The sequence below is a fragment of the Streptomyces sp. NPDC012825 genome, assembly GCF_042900925.1.
Taxonomy (GTDB): domain Bacteria; phylum Actinomycetota; class Actinomycetes; order Streptomycetales; family Streptomycetaceae; genus Streptomyces.
On record NZ_JBIBBZ010000006.1, the window covers coordinates 140342 to 164329 of the forward strand.

Consider the following 23988-nt stretch of genomic DNA (forward strand, 5'->3'; position numbering starts at 1 on the left):
GTCACGCCCCGATCCGGTAGAGCGAGTGGGTCCAGGAGAAGGAGCCGTTGTCGACGTACCAGGCGTGCGAGGCCCAGTTGTAGCGGTCGCTGGAGGGCCAGGGGTCGCCCCAGTAGACCCAGCTGCTCGCGTCGTCGTAGCCGTAGATCACGTGCATGTGCCCGCCGCCGCTCGACCACTGGATGCGGGTCTCGACCGGCCGGTCGGCGTTGATCTCGGTCTGCACGGTGGGGTAGCGCAGCCAGCCGGTCACGTACGAGCCGGGACGGATTCCGGCCCAGCTCAGACCGGTCTGGACGTTGCCGAGGGTGGCCTGGTTGTTGGGGCAGTCGTAGCCCTGCTGACGGTTGAAGGCGGCGTTGCAGAACTGGTTCTGGCTGTAGGAGCGGCCGAACCAGGTGGCGATGGTGTTGCCGCCCGCCGCCCAGCACCAGTTGGTCTTCTGCTGGGCCTGCATGGTGATGTTCAGGCGCTTGGCGGCGAGGGCCGAGGCGTCCCCGGCGGTCGGCGCGGCGGACGCCGAGGTGGTGGGGACGAGGAAGAGGGCGGCCGCGGCGAGCGCCGCGAGGTTCAGCTTTCTTCTGCGCATCGCGTTCCTCCCGGGTGGGGGTGGGGATCTGGAGGAGCGCGTCCGGACGCTGGTCAGGAGCATCTGCCGTTGTCCGGTCCGGGTCAACACGCTTCAATGCGGGATGACATCGGACTGTGAACGGTGTGACCCGGGTGTGAACGGACGCCCCCGGCCCACCTGCCCGCCCGTCCCCGGCGGTACGACGGTCCGCTCCCCCGCCGTGAACGTTCACCGAGGAGTCCTCGTGAGCCGCACCGAGGCCGATCTTGCGCAGCTGCTGCACACCGGTCCCTTCCATCTGGCGCTGCGCACCGCGCTCGCCGTGCGCGGGCTGCCGCTCCAGCGGGTCCAGCAGCATCTGGCGCACCGGGGCGTCAGGGTCGGGGTGACGAGCCTGAGCTACTGGCAGCAGGGCGCCCGCCGCCCGCAGCGTCCGGAGTCCCTGAAGGCCGTCCGGGTCCTGGAGGAGGTGCTCCGGCTCCCGGGGAACTCGCTCCTGCGGCTGCTCGCGGAGGACACGGCCGCCCGGTCCGAGGCGGAGCGCCCGGCGGGCCGCTCGTACCGCTCGCTGGTGGAGGCGTCCGGCTCGGTCGAGGAGCTGCTCGCGGAGATGGAGTGCCCGACGGACGGGGGGCTGCACACGGTGGGGCACCACGAGCGGGTGCGGATCGGGGCGGGGCGGGAACTGGTGGGGCGGGAGTCCCAGCACGTGGTGCGGGCGCACCGGGACGGGGTGGACCGTTATCTGGCCGTCCACCACGGGGATCCGGGCTGCGACCCGTCGGGGGTGGTGGTGCGGGCCGTGGAGAACTGCCGGACCGGGCGGGTGCGGTGGCACGCGGGGACGGGGGTGCTGGTCGCGGAGCTGCTCTTCGACGCGCGGCTGCGGGCCGGGGACACGTACCTCTTCTCGTACGGCTTCGAGGACGGTACGGCGGGGGCGAGCGGGGAGTACGTGCGCGGGTTCAGCTTCGCGGGCGGGCAGTACGTGCTCCAGGTGCGCTTCGACGAGGCGGCGCTGCCGGTGCGGTGCCGGAGGTTCGCGCAGGTCTCGGCGGGGGCGCCGCGCGGCGGCCGCGCCGAACTGACCCTGAGCGGCCGGCACCGCACGGTGCACCTGGTGGAGCAGGTGGTGCGTCCGGGGATCCTGGGGATCGACTGGGACTGGTCCTGAGGGGCCTGGGTTTCTTTGGGGGGCGGGTCCTCAGACCCTGGGGGCCTGGGCGGTCTCGGGTCCGGCGACGAGCTTGCCGGCCTCGACGCGGATCGGGACCTCGGGGAGGGGGACGGTGGCCGGGCCCCGGAGCGCCTTGCCGGTGGTCACGTCGAAGCGGCTGCCGTGGCAGGGACAGTTGCCCTCGTTCTCCTCGACCTTGTCGAGGACGCAGCCGGCGTGGGTGCACTGGGCGCTGAAGGCCTTGTACTGGCCCTTGGCGGGGCAGCTCACCACGAGGCGCTGCTCGCGGTAGAGCTTGGAACCGCCGACCGGGACCTCGTCCGGGGAACCGAGGGGGACCGGGGCGGTCGGGGTCGGGACCTCGGCGTGGCCGAGCTTGGACTCGGTGGAGCAGGCGGCGACTCCCAGCCCGGCGGCACCGGCGAGGGCGGCGCCTTTCAGTACGGTGCGACGGCTGGACTGGCCGGACATGAGCGCTCCACGGTGAGATCGGGGACAAGACACCCCAGCGGTGACCGAACCGACGATACCGGCGCGTCCCGCTCCCGGGTCGCGGGGGCCCGTGGGGACGGCGGAGTCCGTACGCGACGGCCCGTGGGCACGGCGGAGGCCCGTACCCGACGCTCCGTGAGTACGGCGGAGTCCCGTACGCGACGACCCGTGGGCATGACAGCGCCCCCGGCACGGGCCTCCGCCGGTGCGGCGGGGTCCGTGCGCGGGGGCACGCCGGTGCGGCAGGGCCCGGGGCGGGGCCCTGCCGGGTGGCGGGTCAGGCCTTGCGGGTGCGGGTCGCCGTCTTCTTGGCGGCGGCCTTGGTCGCGGTCGCCTTCGTGGCGGCGGCCGTCTTCTTCACCGGTGCGGCCTTCGTGGCGGTGGCCTTCTTCGCCGCCGTCTTCCTGGCCGTCGTCTTCTTCGCGCCGCGCGCTGCCGGGATCGCCGCGTCGCTGATCCGGTCGGCGCCGAGGATCTCGCGGAGGAACTTGCCGGTGTGGCTCGCCGGGACCGAGGCGACCTCTTCCGGCGTGCCCTCGGCGACCACCACGCCGCCGCCGCTGCCGCCCTCCGGGCCCATGTCGATGACCCAGTCCGCGGTCTTGATGACGTCGAGGTTGTGCTCGATGACGATCACCGAGTTCCCCTTGTCGACCAGACCGGAGAGGACCTTGATCAGCTTCGAGATGTCCTCGAAGTGCAGACCGGTGGTCGGCTCGTCCAGGACGTAGACCGTGCGGCCCGTCGAGCGCTTCTGGAGCTCGGAGGCGAGCTTCACGCGCTGCGCCTCGCCGCCGGAGAGCGTCGGCGCCGACTGCCCGAGGCGGACGTAGCCGAGACCGACCTCGGTCAGGGTGCGCAGGTGGCGGGCGATGGTCGGGACGGCCTCGAAGAAGCCGAGGGCCTCCTCGATCGGCATGTTCAGGACTTCGGCGATGGACTTGCCCTTGTAGTGGACCTCCAGGGTCTCCCGGTTGTACCGGTCGCCGTGGCAGACCTCGCACGGGACGTAGACGTCCGGGAGGAAGTTCATCTCGATCTTGATCGTGCCGTCGCCGGAGCAGTTCTCGCAGCGGCCGCCCTTGACGTTGAAGGAGAAGCGACCGGGCAGGTAGCCCCGGACCTTGGCCTCCATCGTCTCGGCGAAGAGCTTGCGGACGTGGTCGAAGACGCCGGTGTAGGTCGCCGGGTTCGACCGCGGGGTGCGGCCGATCGGGGACTGGTCGACGTGCACGACCTTGTCGACCAGGTCGTCGCCCTCCACGCGCGTGTGCCGTCCGGGCACCGACTTGGCGCCGTTCAGCTCGCGCGCCAGGTGGGTGTAGAGGATGTCGTTGACCAGGGTCGACTTGCCGGATCCGGAGACGCCGGTGACGGCGGTGAGGACGCCGAGCGGGAAGGAGACGTCGATGTCCCGCAGGTTGTTCTCGCGGGCCCCGTGCACGGTGAGCCGGCGTCCGGGGTCGACCGGCCGGCGGGTGTCCGGGGTGGTGATCGCCCTGCGGCCGGACAGGTACTGCCCGGTCATCGACTCCTCGTTGGCGAGGAGCTCCTTCAGGGAGCCGGAGTGGACGACCTTGCCGCCGTGCTCGCCGGCGCCGGGGCCGATGTCCACGACCCAGTCGGCCACCTTGATGGTGTCCTCGTCGTGCTCGACCACGATGAGCGTGTTGCCCATGTCCCGCAGCCGCACCAGGGTCTCGATCAGCCGGTGGTTGTCGCGCTGGTGGAGGCCGATGGAGGGCTCGTCGAGGACGTAGAGCACGCCGACCAGGCCGGAGCCGATCTGGGTGGCGAGTCGGATGCGCTGGGCCTCGCCGCCGGAGAGCGTCCCGGCGGCCCGGTTGAGCGAGAGGTAGTCGAGGCCTACGTCGACGAGGAAGCGCAGCCGCTCGTTGACCTCCTTGAGGACCCGCTCGGCGATCTTCTTGTCGCGGGCGCTCAGGGTGAGCCGGGAGAGGAACTCGGCGCAGTCGCTGATGGACATCGCGGAGACCTCGGCGATGGACCTGTCCATGACCGTGACCGCGAGGACGATCGGCTTGAGCCGGGTGCCCTCGCAGGTGGGGCAGGGCACCTCGCGCATGTAGCCCTCGAAGCGCTCGCGGCTGGAGTCGCTCTCGGCCTCGGTGTGGCGCCGCTTGACGAAGGGGACGGCGCCCTCGAAGGCCGGGGTGGTGTACGCCCGCTCCCGTCCGTACCGGTTGCGGTAGCGGACCTCGACCTGGGTCTTGTGGCCGTACATCAGCGCCTTCTTGGCGCGCTGCGGCAGTCCCGCGTACGGGATGTCGGTGCGGAAGCCGAGAGCCTGGGAGAGGCCGCCGACGAGCCGGCCGAAGTACTCCTTGGTGTGGCCGTGCGACCAGGGGTGGATGGCGCCCTCGTCGAGGGACTTGTCCTCGTCGGGGACGATCAGCTCCGGGTCGACCTCCATGCGGGTGCCGATGCCGGTGCAGTCCGGGCAGGCGCCGAAGGGCGAGTTGAAGGAGAAGGAGCGCGGCTCCAGCTCCTCGAAGGAGAGGTCGTCGTAGGGGCAGTAGAGGTGCTCCGAGTACATCTTCTCGCGCTCGGGGTCGTCCTCGGGGAGGTCGACGAAGTCGAGCACGACCATGCCGCCGGAGAGTCCGAGCGCGGTCTCGACGGAGTCGGTGAGCCGGCGCTTGGCGCTGTCCTTGACGGTGAGGCGGTCGACGACCACCTCGATGGTGTGCTTCTCCTGCTTCTTCAGCGTCGGCGGCTCGCTGAGCTGGACGGTCGCGCCGTCGACCCGGGCACGGCTGTAGCCCTTGGTCTGGAGATCGGCGAAGAGGTCGACGAACTCGCCCTTGCGCTCGCGCACGAGCGGGGAGAGCACCTGGAAGCGGCTGCTCTCGGGCAGCTCCAGGACCCTGTCGACGATGGCCTGCGGCGACTGGCGCGAGATGGGGCGGTGGCACTCGGGACAGTGCGGCTTGCCGATGCGCGCGAAGAGCAGGCGGAGGTAGTCGTAGACCTCGGTGATGGTGCCGACCGTCGAGCGCGGGTTGCGCGAGGTCGACTTCTGGTCGATGGAGACGGCGGGCGACAGACCTTCGATGAAGTCGACGTCCGGCTTGTCCATCTGGCCGAGGAACTGCCGGGCGTACGAGGAGAGCGACTCGACGTACCGGCGCTGCCCCTCGGCGAAGATCGTGTCGAACGCGAGGGAGGACTTGCCCGACCCCGAGAGCCCGGTGAAGACGATGAGGGAGTCACGCGGGAGATCGAGGGAGACGTTCTTGAGGTTGTGCTCGCGAGCGCCACGGACGATGAGACGGTCGGCCACGCCGGTCCGCACCTTTCTTGAGAGAGCGGATGTGCCTACACACCAACAACCGGGGACGCCGGATGCTTCCATCGAGCGTATAGCACGTACATTCGATTTCCGGTCTTCCGGAGACCGCTTCACCCGAACGAGTGGTCCGGCCCGGCCGGCGCTAAGGTCGGCGCCATGATCGATCACGAGCGTGACCTTGTTTCCGTGCGGGAGGCGACCGATCGGCTCCTGGACGCCGCCGCCTCCTGGGACAACGCCGCGGCGGCCGAGCCGTCACGGCTTCCCGGCTGGACCCGCGGCCATGTCCTCGCCCATCTCGCCCGCAACGCCGACGCCCTGGTGAACGTCCTCGAAGGGCGCCCCATGTACCCGGACGCGGCGACCCGCGAGGCCGACATCGAGCGGGACGCGTACCGCCCGCTCGACGTGCAGCTCGCCGACGTGCGCGAGAGCGCCGACCGGCTGCGGGCCGTGGGCGAGAGGCCCGCCGACTGGAGCCGGACCGTCGAGCTGCGCAACGGCGTCACCGACAGCGCGGCCCGGGTCCCCTTCCGCCGCTGGGTGGAGGTGGCCCTGCACCACGTCGACCTGGGCGCCGGCTACGGGCTCGAGGACCTGCCGGAGGAGTTCGTCCTGCGGGAGATCGAGTTCCTCGCCGACCGCTGGTCGGGACGGCCGGAGGTCCCCCCGGTGACCCTCCGGCTCGATCCCGAGGAGGGTCCGAGCTGGCGCACCGGCGGCACCGAGGGGACGCCGGTCGTCCTCGCCGGCACCGGCCCCGAACTGCTCGGCTGGCTGTCCGGCCGCGGCGACAAGGGCGCCCGTCTCGTCGTCCTCTCCGGCGACGGCCTCCCCGAACTGCCCCCGCTATAGGCTGAGCGCATGACGTACAGCGGAGTGGTGAAGGTCGGCGGCCCTGCGGACGTGCACGAACTGGCGGACCTGATGATCTCGAAGGTCGCGGTCGGTCCGATGGACAACAACGCGTACCTGCTGCGCTGCCGGACGACCGGCGAGCAGCTGCTGATCGACGCGGCGAACGACGCCGGGACGCTGCTCACGCTGATCGGTGACGACGGCGTCGGCGCCGTCGTCACCACCCACCGGCACGGCGACCACTGGCAGGCCCTGGCCGAGGTGGTCGCCGCGACCGGTGCGCGCACCTACGCGGGCGCGTACGACGCGGAGGGCATCCCGGTCGCGACCGACGTGCGCGTCGAGGACGGCGACACGATCCGGGTGGGCCGGGTCGAACTGACCGCGCGCCGGCTCGTCGGGCACACCCCGGGCTCGATCGCCCTCGTGTACGACGACCCGCACGGCCACCCGCACGTCTTCACCGGCGACTGCCTCTTCCCGGGCGGCGTGGGCAACACCCGCCAGGACCCGGAGGCCTTCGCGAGCCTGCTCCACGACGTGGAGACCAAGCTCTTCGACGCCCTCCCTGACGAGTCCTGGGTCTATCCGGGTCACGGCAGGGACACCACCCTCGGTGACGAGCGCCCCCACCTCGCGGGGTGGCGCGAGCGGGGCTGGTGACCCGACGGCGGACGGAGGGCGCGCGCCCCACCAGCGGCGCGCTTCCGCACGCCCCCGTGGACGGGGTGGTCGGCGGGTAGATCGCGGGACATGCACCGCCGTCACTCTCCGTCGCCCTCCCCCGGCCCCTCGATGGGCCGGATCGCCGCCGCCTCGCTCGTCGGCACGGCCGTCGAGTTCTTCGACTTCTACGTCTACGGGACCGCCGCCGCCCTCGTCCTGGGGCCGCTCTTCTTCCCGACCTTCTCCCCGCTCGCCGGGACCCTGGCCGCCTTCGGCACCTTCGCGGTCGGGTTCGTGGCCCGGCCGCTCGGGTCGGTCCTCTTCGGCCACGTCGGCGACCGGTACGGCCGGCGCCCCGTCCTCTTCGCCTCGCTGCTCCTGACCGGCTGCGCCACGGTCGCGGTCGGCTGCGTCCCCACGTACGCGACGCTCGGCATCGCCGCCCCCGCGCTGCTGCTCCTCCTCCGCTTCCTCCAGGGGCTCGGTCTGGGCGGCGAGTGGGGCGGGGCGGTGCTGCTCACCGCCGAGCACGCCCCGGAGCACCGGCGCGCGCTGTGGGCGAGCTTCCCGCAGATCGGCCCGGCGGTCGGCTTCCTCCTGGCGAACGGGACGATGCTGGGGCTCACGGCCGGGCTGAGCGACGCGGAGTTCCGGTCCTGGGGCTGGCGGGTGCCGTTCTGGGCCGCGGGGCTGCTCGCGGCGGGCGGACTGCTGCTGCGCTCCTCGCTGGCGGAGACCCCGCAGTTCGAGGAGCTGTCCGCGTCCGGGCGGCGCGCGGGCGCCCCGCTGGCCGAGGTCGTACGGAACCACTGGCGGCTCGTCCTGCTGACGGCGGGGGCCCTCGCGGTCGGGTACGCCGTCTTCTACGCGGTCTCCACCTGGGCCCTGGCCTACGGCACCGGGCGGCTCGGCCTGAGCGGTCCGGTGATGCTGGGCTGCGTCATGGCGGCGGTGGCGGTGATGGGCGCGGCCACCCCGTTCGTGGCGCTCCTCGCCGACCGCTGGGGCCGCCGGACGCTCTGCCTGGCCGGGTGCGCGGGCTGCGCGCTCTGGATGTTCCCGATGGTGGCGCTGCTGCACACCGCGCGGCCGCCGCTGATGTTCCTCGGCTTCCTGGGCGCGCTGCTGGCCTTCATCACGATGTTCGCGGTGGTCTCCGCGTACCTGCCGGAGCTGTACGAGCCCCGGGTCCGCTGTACGGGCGCGGCCGTCGGCTACAACCTCGCGGGCGTCCTCGGCGGCGCCCTGACCCCCCTCGCGGCCACCGCGCTCTCCGAGGGCGGTTCCGGTCCGCCGTGGGGCGTGGCGGCCTACCTGACCCTGGTGGCCCTGGTCAGCCTGGGCTGCTTCGCGCTGCTCCCGGAGACCCTGCCCGCCCGCGCCGCCGTGAAGGAGCCGGCACCGGCCCGGTAGAGGACGGGAAACGGCGAGGGCCGGCCGGGGAGGGGGATCCCGGGCCGGCCGTCGCCGTGTGTGCCGCGTCAGGCGCCGATGCTGTCCTTCTCGGTTCCTTCCACGTCGGCCACGCTCTGGGCTGCCTCCCGATCGGCCTGCCGCTTGGAGGCGATCAGGCTGGTGATCGTGGTGATGATCAGAACACCGCAGATGACCGCGAGGGAGACCGGGATGGAGATCTCCGGGACGTGCACCCCGGACTCGTGCAGGGCGTGCAGCACGAGCTTGACGCCGATGAAGCCGAGGATCACCGACAGGCCGTAGCTGAGGTGGACCAGCTTCTTGAGCAGGCCGCCGATCAGGAAGTACAGCTGCCGCAGACCCATGAGGGCGAAGGCGTTGGCGGTGAAGACGATGTACGGGTCCTGGGTGAGGCCGAAGATCGCCGGGATGGAGTCGAGGGCGAAGAGGATGTCGGTGGTGCCGATGGCCAGCATGACCACCATCAGGGGGGTCAGCACCCGCTTGCCGTTGACACGGATGAAGAGCTTGGTGCCGTGGTACCGGTCGGCGACGCCGAACTTCTTCTCGACGCTCTTGAGGAGCCGGTTCTCCTCGAACTCGTCCTCCTCCTCGTCGGCCCGCGCCTCCTGGATGAGCTTCCAGGCGGTGTAGATCAGGAACGCGCCGAAGATGTAGAAGACCCAGGAGAAGCTCGCGATGATCGCGGCGCCGGCGGCGATGAAGATCGCGCGGAGCACCAGGGCGATCAGCACGCCCACGAGCAGCACGCGCTGCTGGAGGTGCGAGGGGACCGAGAACTTCGCCATGATGAGGACGAAGACGAAGAGGTTGTCGACGCTGAGCGACTTCTCGGTGATGTAACCGGCGAAGAACTCGCCCGAGGCCTGGGCATTGCCGAAGAACAGCAGGCCGAGCCCGAAGAGCGCGGCGAGCACGATCCAGACGACCGTCCAGATCCCGGCTTCCTTGACCGACACGTCATGGGGCTTACGCCCGATGAAGAAGTCGGCACCGATCAGGGCACCCAGACCGAGAATGGTCAGGACCCACATGGTCGTTGAAACGTCCATTGCGCCTCCGGCGTCGTACGGCTACTGATCAGCGTCGTCGCTGCCGGAGGTCTCTTCCACCCGGGGGACGGGCTGACCGCCGCCGGGCCGACGCCCCGGGATCGGATCATGGGGATCCGTCCGTACTGACGGGCACGCCGCGCTTGGGGAGTACTCCCCTCCGCATGAAGAACACTACCCGAAACACCAAGAGAAGGTAAAGGGCAGGCTAAAGGATCATCAAAACGCCAGTTCAGAACTGCTTCCCCCGGCGGGCGTCCGCCACCTGGGCGAGGACCTGCCGCAGGACCCCGCTGCCCGGCGGGAGCACCGGCGGCTCGTACGACCAGGCGTGCCCCACCCACGGGTCGGCGAGGTGGTCGTCGGGGACGGGGGTGAGCCGCAGCAGCGAGCGCCACAGGGGGTCGAGCAGCGGCCCGTACGCGGCCGCGTCCGCCCGGTCCGCCACCATCAGCAGGTGGACGCCGACCGAGGGCCCCTCGTCGGCGAGGTACCGCAGCCGGGTGACCGCCCGGTCGTCGAAGCCGTGCGGGAAGTCGTGCACGATCAGCAGCTGCCCGGCCGTGTCCAGGCCGGGCGGCAGCGCGTCGGCCGCGCCGCCCCGCACCGCCATCTGGAGCAGGTCGACCCGCTCGGTGAGCTGCTCCAGGACCGCCGAGACACCGGCCGCGCCCCGGGCCGGCGGGGCCGCGAGGACGCCCGACTCCACGAGCGGCGCGAGGGACGCGGTGCCCGCTCCGGCCGCGTCGAGGACGTGGACGGCGAACTCGCCCGCCGGGTGCGCGGCGAGCAGCCGGGCGGTGTGCGCGACCGCGCTGTCCAGGGCGAGCCTCCGCAGCTCGGTCCCGTCGAGGAGGCCGGCCGCCTCGGAGCGCCCCCGCCCGCTGTCCACCCACAGCCCGCGCTCCAGCGGCAGCCGGACGAGCATGGGGATCCGCAGATCGGTCCGCTCGGGCAGGTGGAGGTCGCCGAGCCGGACGGCCATGGGCTCCTCGGTCGGGACGCGGTACGCGTGCCAGACCGGGTTGTCCCAGCGGGCGTAGGCGGGCGGCAGGGCCGGTTCGACGACCTCGGACTCGGTCGCGAGCTGGGCGAGGTCCCGGTCCAGGACCGCCCGGGCCCGCTCCACCAGCTCGTCGTGCCGGGCCCGGGCGGCCGCGCGGGCGGCGTCGTTCGCGTCCCCGTTCCGGGCGCGGTAGTCGGAGAGGGTCCGGTCGAGCTCCCGGTCGAGCCGGGACTCCGCGAAGTCGCAGGCGCTGCGGTAGGCGGCGGCGGTGCGGGCCAGGTCCTCGAACATCCCCCACACCTGGTTGTACAGGCGCTCGTCCATGGACCAGCCGGAGGCGTCCCCGGCGACCGGCACGGGCGGCACCTGGGGCGGGGTCCGCGGGGGCTCCGGCGCGGCGGCGGGCCTGCGGCGGGGGTGGGAGTAGTCGATGGGGCCACCCTGGGCCCGCGCGCCCGTGCCCTGCGGCGGCGTCGCCGAGGGGGCCACCGGCACGGTCGGCGCCGGATCGGGGACGACCGGCGGAAGGGGCGGGGGCGGAGGCGTGGGGTCCGGCGTCGCCGGGGAGGCGGGGGCCGGGACGACCGGGGTGGTCAGGGGCGTGGGGTGGTCCGAGCCGGCCGGAAGGACCGGGGCCGGGACGGCCGGGAGGGTGGATTCCGGGGCCGTCGGGAGAGCGGGGTCCTGGGGCGGAGCGGGTGCCGCGGGGTCCAGGGACGTCGCCCGCGGCACCCGCTCCGGCTCGGGGACGCGCGGCCGCGGGGCGGTCGCCGCGGGGGCGTGCTCCGGGGCGGCCGCGGCCAGGATCGCCGCGGCCGTGTCGGCGGGGCGCTCCAGGCCCTGGTCGCCGAGGAGGGCGGCGAGCCCTCCCTCGTACCCCTGGCCCATGGCGCGGACCTTCCAGGCGCCCTGTCTGCGGTACAGCTCCAGGGCGACGACGGCGGTCTCCCTGTCGAGGCCGGTGAGGGTGTAACTGGCGATCTCGTCGCCGTCGGCTCCGGCGACGGCGACGAAGGGTGCGGCGGCGGCTCCGAAGCGGGCCGCTCCGCCGTCCCCGGTCAGCGCCAGGAGGACCGAGATCCGGTGGACGGTCCCGGGCATCGCCCCCAGGTCGACGGAGAGCCGGTGGTCGGCCGCCACCGCCCCCGGAACGTCGAGGCCGGGGAGCGAGGGCGCGCCGGGGTGGGCGATCCACTCCGCGCCGGGGACCCTGCCCGTCTCGTCGCCGAGGGTGGCTCCGGCGAGGACCGGATGACCGGCCGACACCCGGATCTCAAGGCGGGTGTCGGGCAGGGGGTGGTTCTGCCCCCGGACCAGCTCGGCCGTCATCGGCTCTGTCCCCTCGGTTCTTCCCGTCGTGGTTCCGACGGATCGGTCGCGGATCGAACGGATCGTGCGCGCCCGGGCCGTGCGGCCGGTCCGGACGGATCATGCGGGACAGCTCCCGGCGGCGGCTGCCTCCGGGAGCTGTGGGTGCGTGGTGCGCGGGCCGCCTACAGGTGCGGCAGGATCGCCGGCATCAGGTCCTGGAAGGTGCGGCCGTTGGCCGGGTTGCCCAGGGCGGTCATCTGCCAGCCGGAGCCGGCCCGGTGCACCTTCGCCATGATCTGCGCGGTGTAGCGGCCGCCGCCGTCGAGGGTGTAGCGCGCCAGCTCCTGCCCGTTCGTCTCGTCGACGAGACGGCAGAAGGCGTTCTGCACCTCCTGGAACGTCTGGCCGGTGAAGGAGTTCACCGTGAAGACGATCTGGTCGATGTGGACCGGGACCCGCTCCAGGTCGACGAGGACCGCCTCGTCGTCGCCGCCCTGGCCCGCGCCGCCGACCAGGTTGTCGCCGGTGTGCTTGACCGAGCCGTCGTCGCTGACCAGGTGTCGGAAGAAGACCACGTCGACCGGCTGCTTGTCGGCGAAGAGGACGGCCGAGGCGTCCAGGTCGATCTCGCGGGTGCGCGAGCCGAACAGACCGCGGCGCGGCGCCGCCTGCCAGCCGAGCCCCATCCGCACCTGGGTGAGGCTGCCCCCGCCCTTCTTCTCCAGGCTGATGGCCTGACCCTTGGTCATGTTCACGGTCACGCGCGTGCCCCTCTCGTTGCGTTCCCCGCGCCCGCTGTCCGGTGCGTGCGGTTGTTCAGCACCCTACGCAGGGTCACTGACACCGCGGAGGGGCGGTCCGGTTTTGTGTCGGTCTTGCAACACACCGGACCGCGTCCGGCCGGGCGGCGCCCCGTCAGGCGAGACCCGCCTCCTTCATCTGGCGCAACTCCTTCTTCAGCTCTCCCACCTCGTCGCGGAGCCGGGCCGCCACCTCGAACTGGAGCTCGGCGGCGGCGGCGCGCATCCGGTCCGTCATCTCCTCGATGATCGAGGCCAGTTCGGTGGCGGGCCGGTCGCCGAGCTCGACCGTGGAACCCGCCCTGCCGCCCTTGCCCCGGCCCTTGGGGGCGTGCGCGGCGAGCGCGGGGACGGGGGCCTTGGCGCCCTTGCCCTCCTTCGCCTGCCGGTAGCCGGTGCCGAGCAGCTCCTCGGTGTCGATCTCCTCGCGCGCGATGGTCGCCACGATGTCGTTGATCTTCTTGCGGAGCGGCTGCGGGTCGATGCCGTGCTCGGTGTTGTACGCGATCTGCTTCTCGCGGCGCCGGTTGGTCTCGTCGATGGCCTGCTCCATCGCCGGGGTGATCCGGTCCGCGTACATGTGGACCTGGCCCGAGACGTTTCGCGCGGCGCGGCCGATCGTCTGGATCAGGGAGGTGCCGGAGCGCAGGAAGCCCTGCTTGTCGGCGTCGAGGATGGCGACCAGGGAGACCTCGGGGAGGTCGAGGCCCTCCCGGAGGAGGTTGATGCCGACGAGGACGTCGTACTCGCCGGCGCGCAGCTCGCGCAGCAGCTCGATGCGGCGCAGGGTGTCGACGTCGCTGTGCAGGTAGCGCACCTGGATGCCGAGCTCCAGGAAGTAGTCGGTGAGGTCCTCGGCCATCTTCTTGGTGAGGGTGGTGACGAGGACCCGCTCGTCCCGCTCGGTGCGCAGCCGGATCTCGTGGACCAGGTCGTCGATCTGGCCCTCGGTGGGCTTGACGACGACCTCGGGGTCGACGAGGCCGGTGGGGCGGATGATCTGCTCGACGAAGCCGTCGCCGCGCGAGAGCTCGTACGCCCCGGGGGTCGCGGAGAGGTAGACGGTCTGGCCGATCCGCTCCTGGAACTCCTCCCACTTCAGCGGGCGGTTGTCGAGGGCCGAGGGGAGCCGGAAGCCGTGGTCGACCAGGGTCCGCTTGCGGGAGGCGTCGCCCTCGTACATGGCGCCGATCTGCGGCACGGTGACGTGGGACTCGTCGATGACGAGCAGGAAGTCCTCGGGGAAGTAGTCGAGGAGGGTGTTGGGCGCGGAGCCGGGCTCGCGTCCGTCGAAGTGCATCGAGTAGTTCTCGATGCCGGAGCAGGAGCCGATTTGGCGCATCATCTCGATGTCGTACGTGGTCCGCATGCGCAGCCGCTGGGACTCCAGGTGCTTGCCCTGCTTGTCCAGCTCGGCGAGGCGGCCCTCCAGCTCGCGCTCGATGTCGTTGACGGCCCGCTCCATGCGCTCGGGTCCGGCGACGTAGTGGCTGGCGGGGAAGACGTACAGGTGGTCGTCCTCGCTGATGACCTCGCCGGTGAGCGGGTGGAGGGTGGAGAGGGCCTCGATCTCGTCGCCGAACATCTCGATGCGGACGGCGAGCTCCTCGTACACCGGGAAGATCTCGATGGTGTCGCCGCGGACCCGGAAGGTGCCGCGGGTGAACGCGAGGTCGTTCCGGGTGTACTGGATGTCGACGAAGCGGCGGAGCAGCTGGTCGCGGTCGATCTCCTCGCCGACCTTGAGCGGGACCATCCGGTCCACGTACTCCTGGGGCGTGCCGAGGCCGTAGATGCAGGAGACGGAGGCGACGACGATCACGTCCCGGCGGGTGAGCAGGGAGTTCGTGGCGGAGTGGCGGAGCCGCTCCACCTCCTCGTTGATCGAGGAGTCCTTCTCGATGTAGGTGTCCGACTGCGGGACGTACGCCTCGGGCTGGTAGTAGTCGTAGTACGAGACGAAGTACTCGACGGCGTTGTTGGGCAGGAGCTCACGGAACTCGTTCGCCAGCTGCGCGGCCAGCGTCTTGTTCGGCGCCATCACGAGGGTGGGGCGCTGGAGCTTCTCGATCATCCACGCGGTGGTCGCCGACTTGCCGGTGCCGGTGGCGCCGAGGAGCACGACGTCCTTCTCTCCCGCGCGGATCCGGCGCTCGAGGTCGGCGATGGCCGTCGGCTGGTCGCCGCTGGGCTGGTAGGAGCTGACGACCTCGAAGGGCGCCACCGTACGTTCGATCTTGGAAACGGGCCGCATGCAACCACCGTACGACCCGGCACTGACACTCGGGCGGTGATCGGCCCGTCGCCCGGCCTCCGGGCGGCTCCTCACCAGTCCTGGGAGCGGTGCACTCCGTGGACCGCGGCGGCCCTGCGGGTGGCGCGGCCGGGCATGCGGCGGGCGGGGCGGTACGACCGGCTGGCGGGCTCGCCGTAGTGGGTCGGCACGTGGCGCGGGGCGGGCACGCCGGGCCGGTGCACGGCCCGGGCCGGGGTCCGCCGCCCTTCGGGCTCGCCCATCACGAGCAGCGGATCGAACATGACGACGACGGCGGCCAGGATGAGGAAGACCGCCGGGCCGATCAGCATCGGCAGGAGGAGCGAGGCGGAGGGGGCGGTGGCGGCCCGGGGGGTCCCGGCGCCGTTCAGGTGGACGCTGACGGCCGCCATGGCGGTGTAGTGCATACCACTGACGGCGATGCCCATCACCAGGCTCGCACCGAGGCTGGCCAGAAATCCATGGACGGAAACGGCCGCCCAGAGGGCCGTGGTGGCGGCCAGGACGGCGATGACCACGGAGAGGGCGACGGTCGCGGTGTCGTACTCGACGCGTCCGTGGAGACGCATGCCGGCCATGCCCAGGTAGTGCATGGTGGCGATGCCGAGACCGGTGATGGTGCCGCCGGTGACCAGGGTCAGGGCGGTCGCCCCGCGGTATCCGACGATGAGGATGCCGATGCCGACCATGAGGATCGCGACGCCCAGGCTGGCGAAGGTGAGGGGCCGGTCGTAGTCGACCGCGGCCTGCTGGACCGAGAAGCCCATCATGGCGATGAAGTGCATGGTCCAGATGCCGGTGCCGATCGAGGTGGCGCCGAGGACGAGCCAGCCCGCCTTGAAGGTGTCGCGGTGGCGGAGGGATCTGGTGGTGCACCTCAGGCCGAGGGCGCCGCCGAGGCAGGCCATGAGGAAGGAGGCCACCGGAGTGACGAGCCCGTAGCTGAATCCGTCGACCGTGCCCTGCATGAGCTGTGCCCTCCACCCCTGGTGCGACGTCGGCCGAAAACGATCGGTTCCGTCGGCTCCTACTCCCCCGGGGCGAGATTATGGCGCGCGGAAGTCGCGGCGACCATGTGACCGGGGATTTTCCTTCCGCGAGGCCGGAGCGAGACCGGGCCGTGATCCTGGAGCCGGTGCCCGGGGTTTTCCACAGCCTCTTCGGTGCTTGCTCACGGACTGTCGGTGCGGGGCCGTAGCGTGGTCGGCATGGAGATCGAAGCGGTGCCGGAGAGGGGTCCGGCGGCGGGGCCGGCGGCCGGGGAGCGGGCCGTCCCGGTGGAGTGGGCGGTCGTGGAGAGCGACGTCGGGCCGCTCTTCCTGGCCGCGACCGTGCGGGGGCTCGTGCAGGTCGGGTTCCACGCGGACCCGGCGCGGCGGGAGCGGATGCCCGACCGGCTGGCGGCCCGGTTCGGCGCGGAGCCGGTGGAGTGCGCCTCGGGGCTGCTCGCGGAGCCGATACGCCGGCTCGGCCGGTACTTCGCGGGCGAACCGGACGAGCTCGACCTGCCCCTGGACTGGAGCCTGACGAGCGGATTCAACCGGCAGGTGCTGCGCGAGCTGGCGACCGGCGTCCCGTACGGGACGGTCGTCGGGTACGGGGAGCTGGCACGGCGCTTGGGGCAGCCGGGCGCCGCGCAGGCGGTGGGGGCGGCGATGGGCTCCAATCCGCTGCCGGTGGTGGTGCCGTGCCACCGCGTGGTGGAGAGCGACGGCGGGCTCGGCGGTTTCGGGGGCGGCCTGGAGACCAAGCGGCGGCTGCTGGCTCTGGAGGGGGTGCTGCCGGCGCCGCTGTTCTGAGGGCCGCACGGGTGCCGAGGCGGTTCCCCCCGGGGGCGATCTCCCTCGGAGGTGGTCCCCCTCCGGGGCGTTCCCCCCGGGTGGGACGGCTGGCACACTCTCGTAAGTGACCCAGACCCCCGGTGCCCCTGACGCCACCCTGCCCGGCCACATATCCGCTCCCGTCCCCGTCACCGCCGCCGAACTGCCGGCGCTGCGCCGACGCATTCGGGCCGTGCTGATCGCCACCCAGATCCTCGGCGGCCTCGGCATCGCCATCGGGGTCGCGCTCGCCGCCGTCCTGGCCACGGAGATCGGCGGCACCGAGGCGCTGGCCGGTCTGGCGTCGACGGCGACGGTGGCCGGTCCCGCGCTGCTCGCCATGCCGCTGGCCGCCCTGATGGCCTCGCGGGGGCGCAGGGCGGGGCTCGTCCTCGCGTACCTGCTCGGGGCGGTGGGCGCCGGTGTGGTGGTGCTGGGGGCGGTCGTCGGGAGCTTCCCCCTGCTGCTCGCCGGGCTCGTCGGCTTCGGCGCCGGTTCCTCGGCGAACCTGGCGGCCCGCTTCGCCGCCGCCGACCTGGCCGAGCCGGACCATCGCGCCCGTGCCATCTCCACGGTGGTGTGGGCGACCACGATCGGAGCGGTCCTCGGGCCGAACGTCGCGGCGCCCGCCGGGAAGAGCGTCTCGGGCCTGGGCGTGCCGGCCGCGGCGGGCCCCTTCGTCTGGGCCGCCGGCGTCTTCGTGGTCGCCGCGGCCGTGGTGGCCCTGCTGCTGCGCCCGGACCCGCTCCTCACCGCCCGCGCGCTGGCCGACGGGGACCGGGGCGGGGAGGCGGCGGCCGAGGGCCGCTCCCTGCGGGCCGGGATGCGGGCGGTGCGGGAGTCCCCGCGGGGCCGCCTCGCCCTGGTCACCGTCGCGGGCTCGCACACCGCCATGGTGTCGATCATGTCGATGACCCCGGTGGCGCTCACCCACCACGGCGCGGACATCCAGCTGATCGGCCTCGTCATCAGCGGCCACATCGCGGGCATGTACGCCTTCTCCCCCGTGATGGGCTGGCTGTCCGACCGGCTGGGGCGCCTCTCCGTGATCGGGCTCGCGGTCGGGCTCCTCGGCACGGCGGCGCTCGTCGCGGGCACGGCGGGGGCGAGCCACGGCCGGGTCGCCCTGGGGCTCTTCGTCCTCGGCCTGGGGTGGTCGGCGGGGCTCGTGTCCGGTTCGGCGCTGCTCACGGACTCGGTGCCGCAGGCCGCCCGGGCCGCCGTCCAGGGGCTCTCCGACTTCATCATGAACACGGCCGCCGGGGTCGGCGGCATCGCGGCGGGCCTGATCGTCTCGCAGGCGGGCTACGGGCCGCTGAACGCGATCGCCGCCTGTCTGCTCCTTCCGATGGCGGCGCTCGCCCTGCGGGGCGTCCTCCGGAAGGCCTGAACGGGCCCGGGAAGGCGTCCCTTCGGCGCGGCGCCGCCGGGGACGGGGCCCCGGCGGCGAGACGGTACGGGATGCCCGTGCCGCCGACCGGGACGTACCGGACCGCTTCCCCGTACCCGTACCCGTACGTGAGAGTCCCGGGAAGCCTCGATCGGCTTCAGAGGCTGATGTGGTACGCCTTGCGCAGGGTCTCGTGGACGGTCCAGGTGGTCCGGTCGCCCTCGCGCAGCACACAGGCGTCGCCGGGGCCGATCTCGAGGGTGTCCCCGCCCTCGACGGCGACGGTCGCCCGGCCGGAGACCACCACGAACAGTTCGTTGGCCTCGGTGTCGGTGACGACGCCGGGCGTGATCTGCCAGATGCCGCGCACCTGCTTGCCGTCGGCGGACTCCCACAGCACCTTGCCCGTCACCTCGGGCGTGCCGGAGACGATCTGGGCGGGGTCGAGCGGCTCCGCCACGAGTTCCGCGTCGGGGATGTGGACGGCGAAGGAGGGCAGGTCGTGTGTCGTCATGGGCGGTGACTGTAGCGGGGGTCCGGGGGCCGTCCGAGGCCGGGACCACCTGAAGGACACGGCTCCCACCAGCGACGATGTCCGGCTTCGGCGGTGGCGACGGAATCCGTACGGCGACCTCGGGGCGGCGCCGCAAGGGAGGCGCGGCCGTGCGGGAGGGGCGCCGGGGGCGGTCCGTGACGGATTCCGCAGGGGGCTCCGGAGGAATTGGCAGGAGGTCGCCAACGAGGTTTGCGGGCCTTGCGGGAGCGCCAGGAATGGGACATGTCCACACACGTGTCCGAAGAGGTACGGGAAGCGCTCCACGAGGGCCGTCCCGTCGTCGCGCTGGAATCGACGCTCGTCGCCCACGGCCTGCCGCGCCCGCGCAACCTCGCGGTGGCCCGTGAGCTGGAGGAGCTGGTGCGGACCGGGGGCGCCGTCCCCGCCACGATCGCCGTGGTCGACGGCACGGCCAGGGTGGGCCTGGACGAGGCGGCGCTGATGCGGATCGCCGAGGACCCGACGGTGCGGAAGCTGGGCCACCGCGACCTGGCCCCCGCCCTGGCGACGGGCACGACCGGCGCGACGACGGTCTCGGCGACGGCCTGGCTCGCGGACGCGGCGGGCGTCCGGGTGTTCGCGACGGGCGGCCTCGGCGGGGTGCACCGCGGGTGGAGCGAGACGCAGGACGAGTCCGCCGATCTGCGGTTGCTCGCCCGGGTCGGGACCACCGTCGTCTGCGCCGGGGTCAAGTCGATCCTCGACGTGCCCGCGACGCTCCAGCGCCTGGAGACCCTGGGGGTGACGGTCGTCGGGTACGGCACGGAGCGCTTCCCCGGCTTCTACCTCTCCTCCTCGGGCGAGCCCGTCGACTGGACCCTGCGGACGCCGGAGGAGGTGGCGGCGGTGATGCGCGCGCAGGACCGCCTCGAAGGCCTCCGGACCGCGCTCGTCGTGGCCAACCCGGTGCCGGAGACGCAGCAGCTGGACCCCGCGCTGCACGACCGGGTGCTCGCGGACGGCCTGGCGGCGGCCGAGGAGAAGGAGATCACGGGGCAGGCGGTGACGCCGTTCCTGCTCGCCTACCTGACGGCGCACACGGAGGGGGCCTCCCTGGAGGCCAACCTGGCGGCGATCCGGGGGAACGTGCGGCTCGCGGCGAGGATCGCGGGGGCGTACGGGACGGAGATACGCGGGGCAGCGCACGGCACGGGGGTGCGCGGTACGGAGGTGCGCGGCACGGGGGCGCACGGTACGGGAGTGCACAACACAGGGACGCACGGCACAGGGACGCCCGGTACGGAGGCACACGGCGCGGGCCGCCGGTGAGTCGCGTCCGGCGCGCGCTGCTCGTCGTCGGGGACGTGGTCACGGACGTCGTGGCCCGGCACCGGACCCCACTTGCGCCCGCCACGGACACGGCCGCGGAGATCCGGACCCTGCCGGGTGGCGCGGGGGCCAACGCGGCCTGCTGGGCGGTGCGTTACGGCGGTGGGGAGGTGCGACTGCTCGGCCGGGTGGGGACGGACGCGGCCGACTGGCACGAGCGGGCACTGCGGGCGGCGGGCGTGCGTCCGCTGCTCGTCCGGGACGCGGGGGCGGCGACGGCCACCGTCATCGCGCTCGTGGACGCCTCGGCGGAGCGCACCTTCCTGACCGACGGCGGTGCCGCGCTGCGCCTCTCCCTCGCCGACTGGTCGCCGGGACTGCTCGACGGGGTGGCCCGGCTGCACCTCTCGGGGTATCTGTTCTTCGCCGGCCCGAGCCGCGAGGCGGCCCGGCGGGCGCTGCGGGACGCCGGGAGGACGGGGGTTCCGGTGAGCGTGGACCCGGCCTCGGCGGGGTTCCTGAGGGCCCTGGGCACCGACAGGTTCCTGACGGCCGTGGCCGGCGCCGAGGTGTTGCTGCCCAACGCCGACGAGGCCCGGACGCTCACCGGTCACGCCGAACCGGACCGGGCCGCGGCGGAGTTGAGCCGGCGCTTTCCGCTGGTCGTGGTCACCCTCGGGGCGGCGGGGGCGCTGGTCGCCGAGGACGGCGCGGTCATCGCGCGGGTGGCGGCGCCTCCGGTGCGGCCGGTGGACTCGACGGGCGCGGGCGACGCGTTCACCGGGGCGTTCCTGGCGGCCCGGCTCGCGGGCGCGGACCCGGTGAAGGCGGCGGAGACGGGGTGCCGGGCGGGCGCGGAGGCGGTCACCGTGGTGGGCGGCAGACCGCCGGTGCCGCCGGCGGACGGCTCCTGAAGACCGGCGGGGCCGGGTCCGGCGCGTCCCGCGCCTACGGCTCGAATCCCGTCCAGGCCGGGTGGCGCGGGTCGTCGGCGCGCACGACGACGTCCGCCGTCCCGGCCGGGTCGACCTCCGTCTCGTACCGGGCGAAGGCCGGAAGGGTCCAGGACTCCTCCGTGCGCCGGGCGAGGGCGGCGGGCGAGAGCCGCAGGTGCACGACGAGGTCGAAGGGGAACCAGTGGCCGAGCAGGAAGGGGCCGTGCAGGACGAGGACCCCGCCGGGCGGCAGCGTGACGTACGGGCTGCGGGTCGCGCGGTCCGTGACCGGGTCCCACAGGTCGGGCAGCACGCGCCCGGTGCCGCCGGGCTCCAGCGGGCCGAAGACCTCCCGCCACAGGGCCCCGGTGTCGGTCCACCCGCCGTAGTACGCGTCGGGGTCCTGCTTGCCGTACTCGTACCGGAGGGAGGCGGGTCGCAGGAAGCCGTCCGTGCCCGCCAGGTGGACGGGGCGTCCGCGCGCCCGCAGCGACTCGGCCAGCGCGGCGGCGAGTTCGCCGCCGGGTGCGGCGGGCGGCCCGTCGATGCCGACCTTGAGCCATGCGCCGCCGTCGCCGGGGGCGGACGCGTCGACGTGCCCGGCGAGCGCCTCCGCCAGCTTGTCCCAGGTGATCGCCTCGTACCGCATGCCCTCACTCTGCCCGTACGCCCGGCGGGCCGTCGTCACCGGGTCCGCGCAGCGGCACGCCGAGCCGGTCCGCGAGGGCCCGCGCGGTGGCGAGGGGCTCCGTCCAGTCGGCCACCTGCCACCGTGCCAATGGGCGCGGACGCCCGGGCGGCCCGGGGAGGACGGCGCTGAGCAGCAGGATCCAGCCCCAGCTGTCGCCGTCCCACTCCAGTTCCAGGGCGGCGGGCGGCCCGGGCAACGCGGCGGCCTTCCCGGCGAGGGCGTCCACGTCCTGGGCCGGAAGCGGTACGAGCCGGTCGGCGAGGATCTCCGCGCGTACGACGGCGAGGTCGGCGCAGTCGTACAGACCGGGCCGGGGCACGAGACCGGCGTCCCTCATCTCCCTGACCGCATGCACCCTCATCCGCCGGACGACGAACGCGTCCACACGCTCGCGTGCCTCCTGCGGCAGGGCCGTCCACAGTTCGCGCGGTGTCATGGCTTGACCTTGTCACTGACGTCACCGTTCGACCATCGGATTCATGGACACCACCACACCCACCAGGGTCGTCGTCGTCACGGGCGCGGGCACCGGCATCGGCCGGGCCACCGCGCGGGCCTTCGCGGCGCAGGGGGCGACCGTCGTCGCCGTCGGCCGCAGGGAGGAGCCGCTGCGGGAGACCGCCGAGGGCCGCTCCGGAATCCACCCGTTCACCGCCGACGTCACGGCGGAGGGCGCGGCCGAGGAGATCGTCCGGGCCGCCCTGGACGCCCACGGCCGTCTCGACGTCCTCGTCGACAACGCCGGGATCGCCACGGGCGGCCCGCTCGGCACCCTGGACCGTTCCGTGATCACCCCGCTCCTGGAGACGAACCTCGTCGCCCCGCTCCTGCTCGTCCAGGCCGCCGTCCCCGCGCTCCGGGAGTCCCGGGGCGTGGTGGTGAACGTGTCGACGGCCGTCGGGCAGCGCGGCTGGCCCGCCAACTCCGTCTATCCGGCGACCAAGAGCGCCCTGGAGACCCTGACGCGCTGCTGGGCCGTGGAGCTCGCGCCGGCCGGGATCCGGGTGGTGGCGGTCGCCCCCGGACCGGTCGAGACCCCGATCGGCCGGCACGCGGGTCTGTCCCCGGAGCGGTTGGAGGAGGTGCGGGCCTGGCAGCTCGCGCACGTCCCGCTGGGGCGACTCGGCAGGCCGGAGGAGGTCGCGTGGTCGATCACCTCCCTCGCCGCGCCCGAGGCCTCCTTCACGACCGGCACGGTCCTGCCCGTCGACGGGGGCGCGCTGGTCCTCTGAAGGGTGGCCCGCCGGGCCGTGGTACGACTGTGCGAGGAGGTGGCGTCCTTGCGCATCGGCGAACTGGCCCGGCGGACCGGGGTGTCGGCCCGGGCTCTGCGGCACTACGAGAAGGCGGGCCTGGTCACGTCGTCCCGCGCGGCCAACGGCTACCGGCTGTACGAGGAGGGCGCCGTCACGCGGGTGGCGAACATCCGGTACCTGCTGGACGCCGGGCTCACCCTGGAGGACGTGTCCGCCTTCCGTTCCTGCCTGGACGGGGACGTGTCCTCGGCCCCGCCGTCCGCCCTCGGGCTCGAGATCGCCCGCGAGCGGCTGGCCGTGCTCGACGCGCGGATCGCGGCGCAGACCGCGGCCCGCGACCGCCTGGCGAGGGCCCTGGAGGCGAAGGCGCCGAAGGCGGAGTACGTCAGGACGTGAGGCCAGGGGCTCCGATCGGAACCGGCTCCGCCCCCTCCCACTCCGCACGCCCCGACGCGACCGCCTCCGCGAGCGTCAGCTTTCCGTCCGCGAGGGCGCGGCACGTCGCCGCGTCGGTTCGCAGACGGGTGTCGGGGGCCTCCGCCGGGCCGTCTCCGTACGCGATGTCGCCGTCGGTCCCGGTCCGTACGTGGAACTCCCCCTCGTCCAGGGTGACCTGGACGGTTCCGGGGCCCAGCTCCGCGAGCGGTCCGAGGAGCGGGATCGCGTACCAGTGCGCGCGCACGGCGTCGGTCGGCCGCGGCTCCCCCAGGTCGGGCGCCCCCCACGCGGCGAGGGCGCGCAGGACGGGCAGCAGGTCACGGCCGCGCGGGGTGAGTTCGTACACGGACGCCGAGGCGGGCGGGGGCAGTCGGCGACGGGTGACGAGTTCGGCGCCCTCCATGTCCTTGAGGCGGCCGGCCAGCATGTCCGTGCTGACGCCGGGCAGGTCGGCGTGGAGGTCGGTGTAGCGGCGCGGCCCGGCGAGGAGTTCGCGGACGACGAGCAGGGTCCAGCGGTCGCCGACGAGGTCGAGGGCGCGCGCGGTGGCGCAGTGCTGGTCGTAACTGCGGCGTGACTGACGTGGCATGCGACGCAGTCTAGACATGTCGTTGGACTTTCCAAGCTCGAACTTGGTAAAACCAAGCATCGCCGAACGGCGCTGATTCCGGGAAC

21 protein-coding genes and 1 pseudogene are annotated in these 23988 nt (G+C 73.2%); 10 read left to right on the forward strand and 12 right to left on the reverse strand.

Annotated elements, in window-relative coordinates:
• Position 1: 1 nt before the first annotated feature.
• Positions 2 to 589, reverse strand: a complete 588-nt coding sequence (locus ACFY7E_RS16230) for a papain-like cysteine protease family protein (RefSeq protein WP_383443696.1) — start codon at positions 587 to 589, stop codon at positions 2 to 4.
• 226 nt (positions 590 to 815) lie between these two features.
• On the opposite strand from ACFY7E_RS16230, the gene ACFY7E_RS16235 reads away from it, so the two are divergent.
• Positions 816 to 1745, forward strand: coding sequence for a hypothetical protein (locus ACFY7E_RS16235; protein WP_389485226.1), 930 nt, complete (start codon positions 816 to 818; stop codon positions 1743 to 1745).
• A gap of 30 nt (positions 1746 to 1775) precedes the next feature.
• Here the strand turns inward: ACFY7E_RS16235 and ACFY7E_RS16240 are convergent, their stop codons facing one another.
• Positions 1776 to 2219: a Rieske (2Fe-2S) protein gene (locus ACFY7E_RS16240; protein WP_389485228.1), complete on the reverse strand. Its 444-nt coding sequence runs from the start codon at positions 2217 to 2219 to the stop codon at positions 1776 to 1778.
• 298 nt (positions 2220 to 2517) lie between these two features.
• Positions 2518 to 5544 (reverse strand): excinuclease ABC subunit UvrA, encoded by a 3027-nt coding sequence (uvrA, locus tag ACFY7E_RS16245; RefSeq protein WP_389485230.1) that lies wholly within the window; start codon positions 5542 to 5544, stop codon positions 2518 to 2520.
• 165 nt (positions 5545 to 5709) lie between these two features.
• On the opposite strand from uvrA, the gene ACFY7E_RS16250 reads away from it, so the two are divergent.
• The 3 genes from ACFY7E_RS16250 to ACFY7E_RS16260 all read left to right on the forward strand — a co-directional run bounded on the left by ACFY7E_RS16250 (position 5710) and on the right by ACFY7E_RS16260 (position 8490).
• Positions 5710 to 6408, forward strand: coding sequence for a maleylpyruvate isomerase family mycothiol-dependent enzyme (locus ACFY7E_RS16250; RefSeq protein WP_389485232.1), 699 nt, complete (start codon positions 5710 to 5712; stop codon positions 6406 to 6408).
• A gap of 9 nt (positions 6409 to 6417) precedes the next feature.
• Entirely contained in the window at positions 6418 to 7074 is a 657-nt protein-coding gene (locus ACFY7E_RS16255; protein WP_389485234.1) for an MBL fold metallo-hydrolase, read from the forward strand.
• Between the two features lie 132 nt (positions 7075 to 7206).
• Positions 7207 to 8490: an MFS transporter gene (locus ACFY7E_RS16260; RefSeq protein ID WP_389485630.1), complete on the forward strand. Its 1284-nt coding sequence runs from the start codon at positions 7207 to 7209 to the stop codon at positions 8488 to 8490.
• Between the two features lie 68 nt (positions 8491 to 8558).
• Here ACFY7E_RS16260 and ACFY7E_RS16265 read toward each other — a convergent pair whose 3' ends face one another.
• From ACFY7E_RS16265 to ACFY7E_RS16285, 5 genes are all read right to left on the reverse strand, one after another.
• Positions 8559 to 9566 (reverse strand): TerC/Alx family metal homeostasis membrane protein, encoded by a 1008-nt coding sequence (locus ACFY7E_RS16265; protein ID WP_389485236.1) that lies wholly within the window; start codon positions 9564 to 9566, stop codon positions 8559 to 8561.
• A 232-nt stretch (positions 9567 to 9798) separates the two neighbouring features.
• Positions 9799 to 11901 carry a TerD family protein gene (locus tag ACFY7E_RS16270; RefSeq protein WP_389485239.1) on the reverse strand — a complete coding sequence of 701 codons (2103 nt, stop codon included), beginning with the start codon at positions 11899 to 11901 and terminating at the stop codon, positions 9799 to 9801.
• A gap of 164 nt (positions 11902 to 12065) precedes the next feature.
• Positions 12066 to 12644 carry a TerD family protein gene (locus ACFY7E_RS16275; RefSeq protein WP_383437762.1) on the reverse strand — a complete coding sequence of 193 codons (579 nt, stop codon included), beginning with the start codon at positions 12642 to 12644 and terminating at the stop codon, positions 12066 to 12068.
• A gap of 154 nt (positions 12645 to 12798) precedes the next feature.
• Positions 12799 to 14937, reverse strand: coding sequence for an excinuclease ABC subunit UvrB (uvrB, locus tag ACFY7E_RS16280; RefSeq protein ID WP_383437760.1), 2139 nt, complete (start codon positions 14935 to 14937; stop codon positions 12799 to 12801).
• A gap of 71 nt (positions 14938 to 15008) precedes the next feature.
• Positions 15009 to 15926 carry an MHYT domain-containing protein gene (locus ACFY7E_RS16285; RefSeq protein WP_389485242.1) on the reverse strand — a complete coding sequence of 306 codons (918 nt, stop codon included), beginning with the start codon at positions 15924 to 15926 and terminating at the stop codon, positions 15009 to 15011.
• 240 nt (positions 15927 to 16166) lie between these two features.
• Here ACFY7E_RS16285 and ACFY7E_RS16290 point away from each other — a divergent pair, with 240 nt between their 5' ends.
• Both ACFY7E_RS16290 and ACFY7E_RS16295 read left to right on the forward strand, forming a co-directional pair.
• Complete coding sequence (locus ACFY7E_RS16290) at positions 16167 to 16757, forward strand: methylated-DNA--[protein]-cysteine S-methyltransferase (RefSeq protein ID WP_389485244.1); 591 nt, start codon at positions 16167 to 16169, stop codon at positions 16755 to 16757.
• Between the two features lie 106 nt (positions 16758 to 16863).
• Positions 16864 to 18168 (forward strand): MFS transporter, encoded by a 1305-nt coding sequence (locus ACFY7E_RS16295; protein WP_389485246.1) that lies wholly within the window; start codon positions 16864 to 16866, stop codon positions 18166 to 18168.
• Between the two features lie 157 nt (positions 18169 to 18325).
• Here the strand turns inward: ACFY7E_RS16295 and ACFY7E_RS16300 are convergent, their stop codons facing one another.
• Positions 18326 to 18682: a cupin domain-containing protein gene (locus tag ACFY7E_RS16300; RefSeq protein WP_383437752.1), complete on the reverse strand. Its 357-nt coding sequence runs from the start codon at positions 18680 to 18682 to the stop codon at positions 18326 to 18328.
• A 264-nt stretch (positions 18683 to 18946) separates the two neighbouring features.
• On the opposite strand from ACFY7E_RS16300, the pseudogene ACFY7E_RS16305 reads away from it, so the two are divergent.
• Both ACFY7E_RS16305 and ACFY7E_RS16310 read left to right on the forward strand, forming a co-directional pair.
• Positions 18947 to 19843, forward strand: a pseudogene (locus tag ACFY7E_RS16305) (pseudouridine-5'-phosphate glycosidase); the annotation flags it as partial.
• Positions 19844 to 19989: 146 nt separating this feature from the next.
• Entirely contained in the window at positions 19990 to 20907 is a 918-nt protein-coding gene (locus tag ACFY7E_RS16310) for a carbohydrate kinase family protein (RefSeq protein WP_389485248.1), read from the forward strand.
• A 34-nt stretch (positions 20908 to 20941) separates the two neighbouring features.
• Here ACFY7E_RS16310 and ACFY7E_RS16315 read toward each other — a convergent pair whose 3' ends face one another.
• Together ACFY7E_RS16315 and ACFY7E_RS16320 are read right to left on the reverse strand one after the other, a co-directional pair.
• Positions 20942 to 21577: a uridine kinase gene (locus ACFY7E_RS16315; RefSeq protein ID WP_389485250.1), complete on the reverse strand. Its 636-nt coding sequence runs from the start codon at positions 21575 to 21577 to the stop codon at positions 20942 to 20944.
• A 4-nt stretch (positions 21578 to 21581) separates the two neighbouring features.
• Entirely contained in the window at positions 21582 to 22055 is a 474-nt protein-coding gene (locus tag ACFY7E_RS16320) for a hypothetical protein (protein WP_389485252.1), read from the reverse strand.
• Between the two features lie 43 nt (positions 22056 to 22098).
• On the opposite strand from ACFY7E_RS16320, the gene ACFY7E_RS16325 reads away from it, so the two are divergent.
• Positions 22099 to 22851, forward strand: coding sequence for an SDR family NAD(P)-dependent oxidoreductase (locus ACFY7E_RS16325; protein WP_389485254.1), 753 nt, complete (start codon positions 22099 to 22101; stop codon positions 22849 to 22851).
• Positions 22852 to 22899: 48 nt separating this feature from the next.
• Positions 22900 to 23271, forward strand: a complete 372-nt coding sequence (locus ACFY7E_RS16330; RefSeq protein ID WP_389485257.1) for a MerR family transcriptional regulator — start codon at positions 22900 to 22902, stop codon at positions 23269 to 23271.
• Here the strand turns inward: ACFY7E_RS16330 and ACFY7E_RS16335 are convergent.
• On the reverse strand, positions 23261 to 23902 hold the full coding sequence (locus ACFY7E_RS16335; RefSeq protein ID WP_389485261.1) for a winged helix-turn-helix transcriptional regulator: 642 nt from the start codon (positions 23900 to 23902) through the stop codon (positions 23261 to 23263). The two genes, ACFY7E_RS16330 and ACFY7E_RS16335, sit on opposite strands and share 11 nt — an antisense overlap.
• Positions 23903 to 23988: the final 86 nt, after the last annotated feature.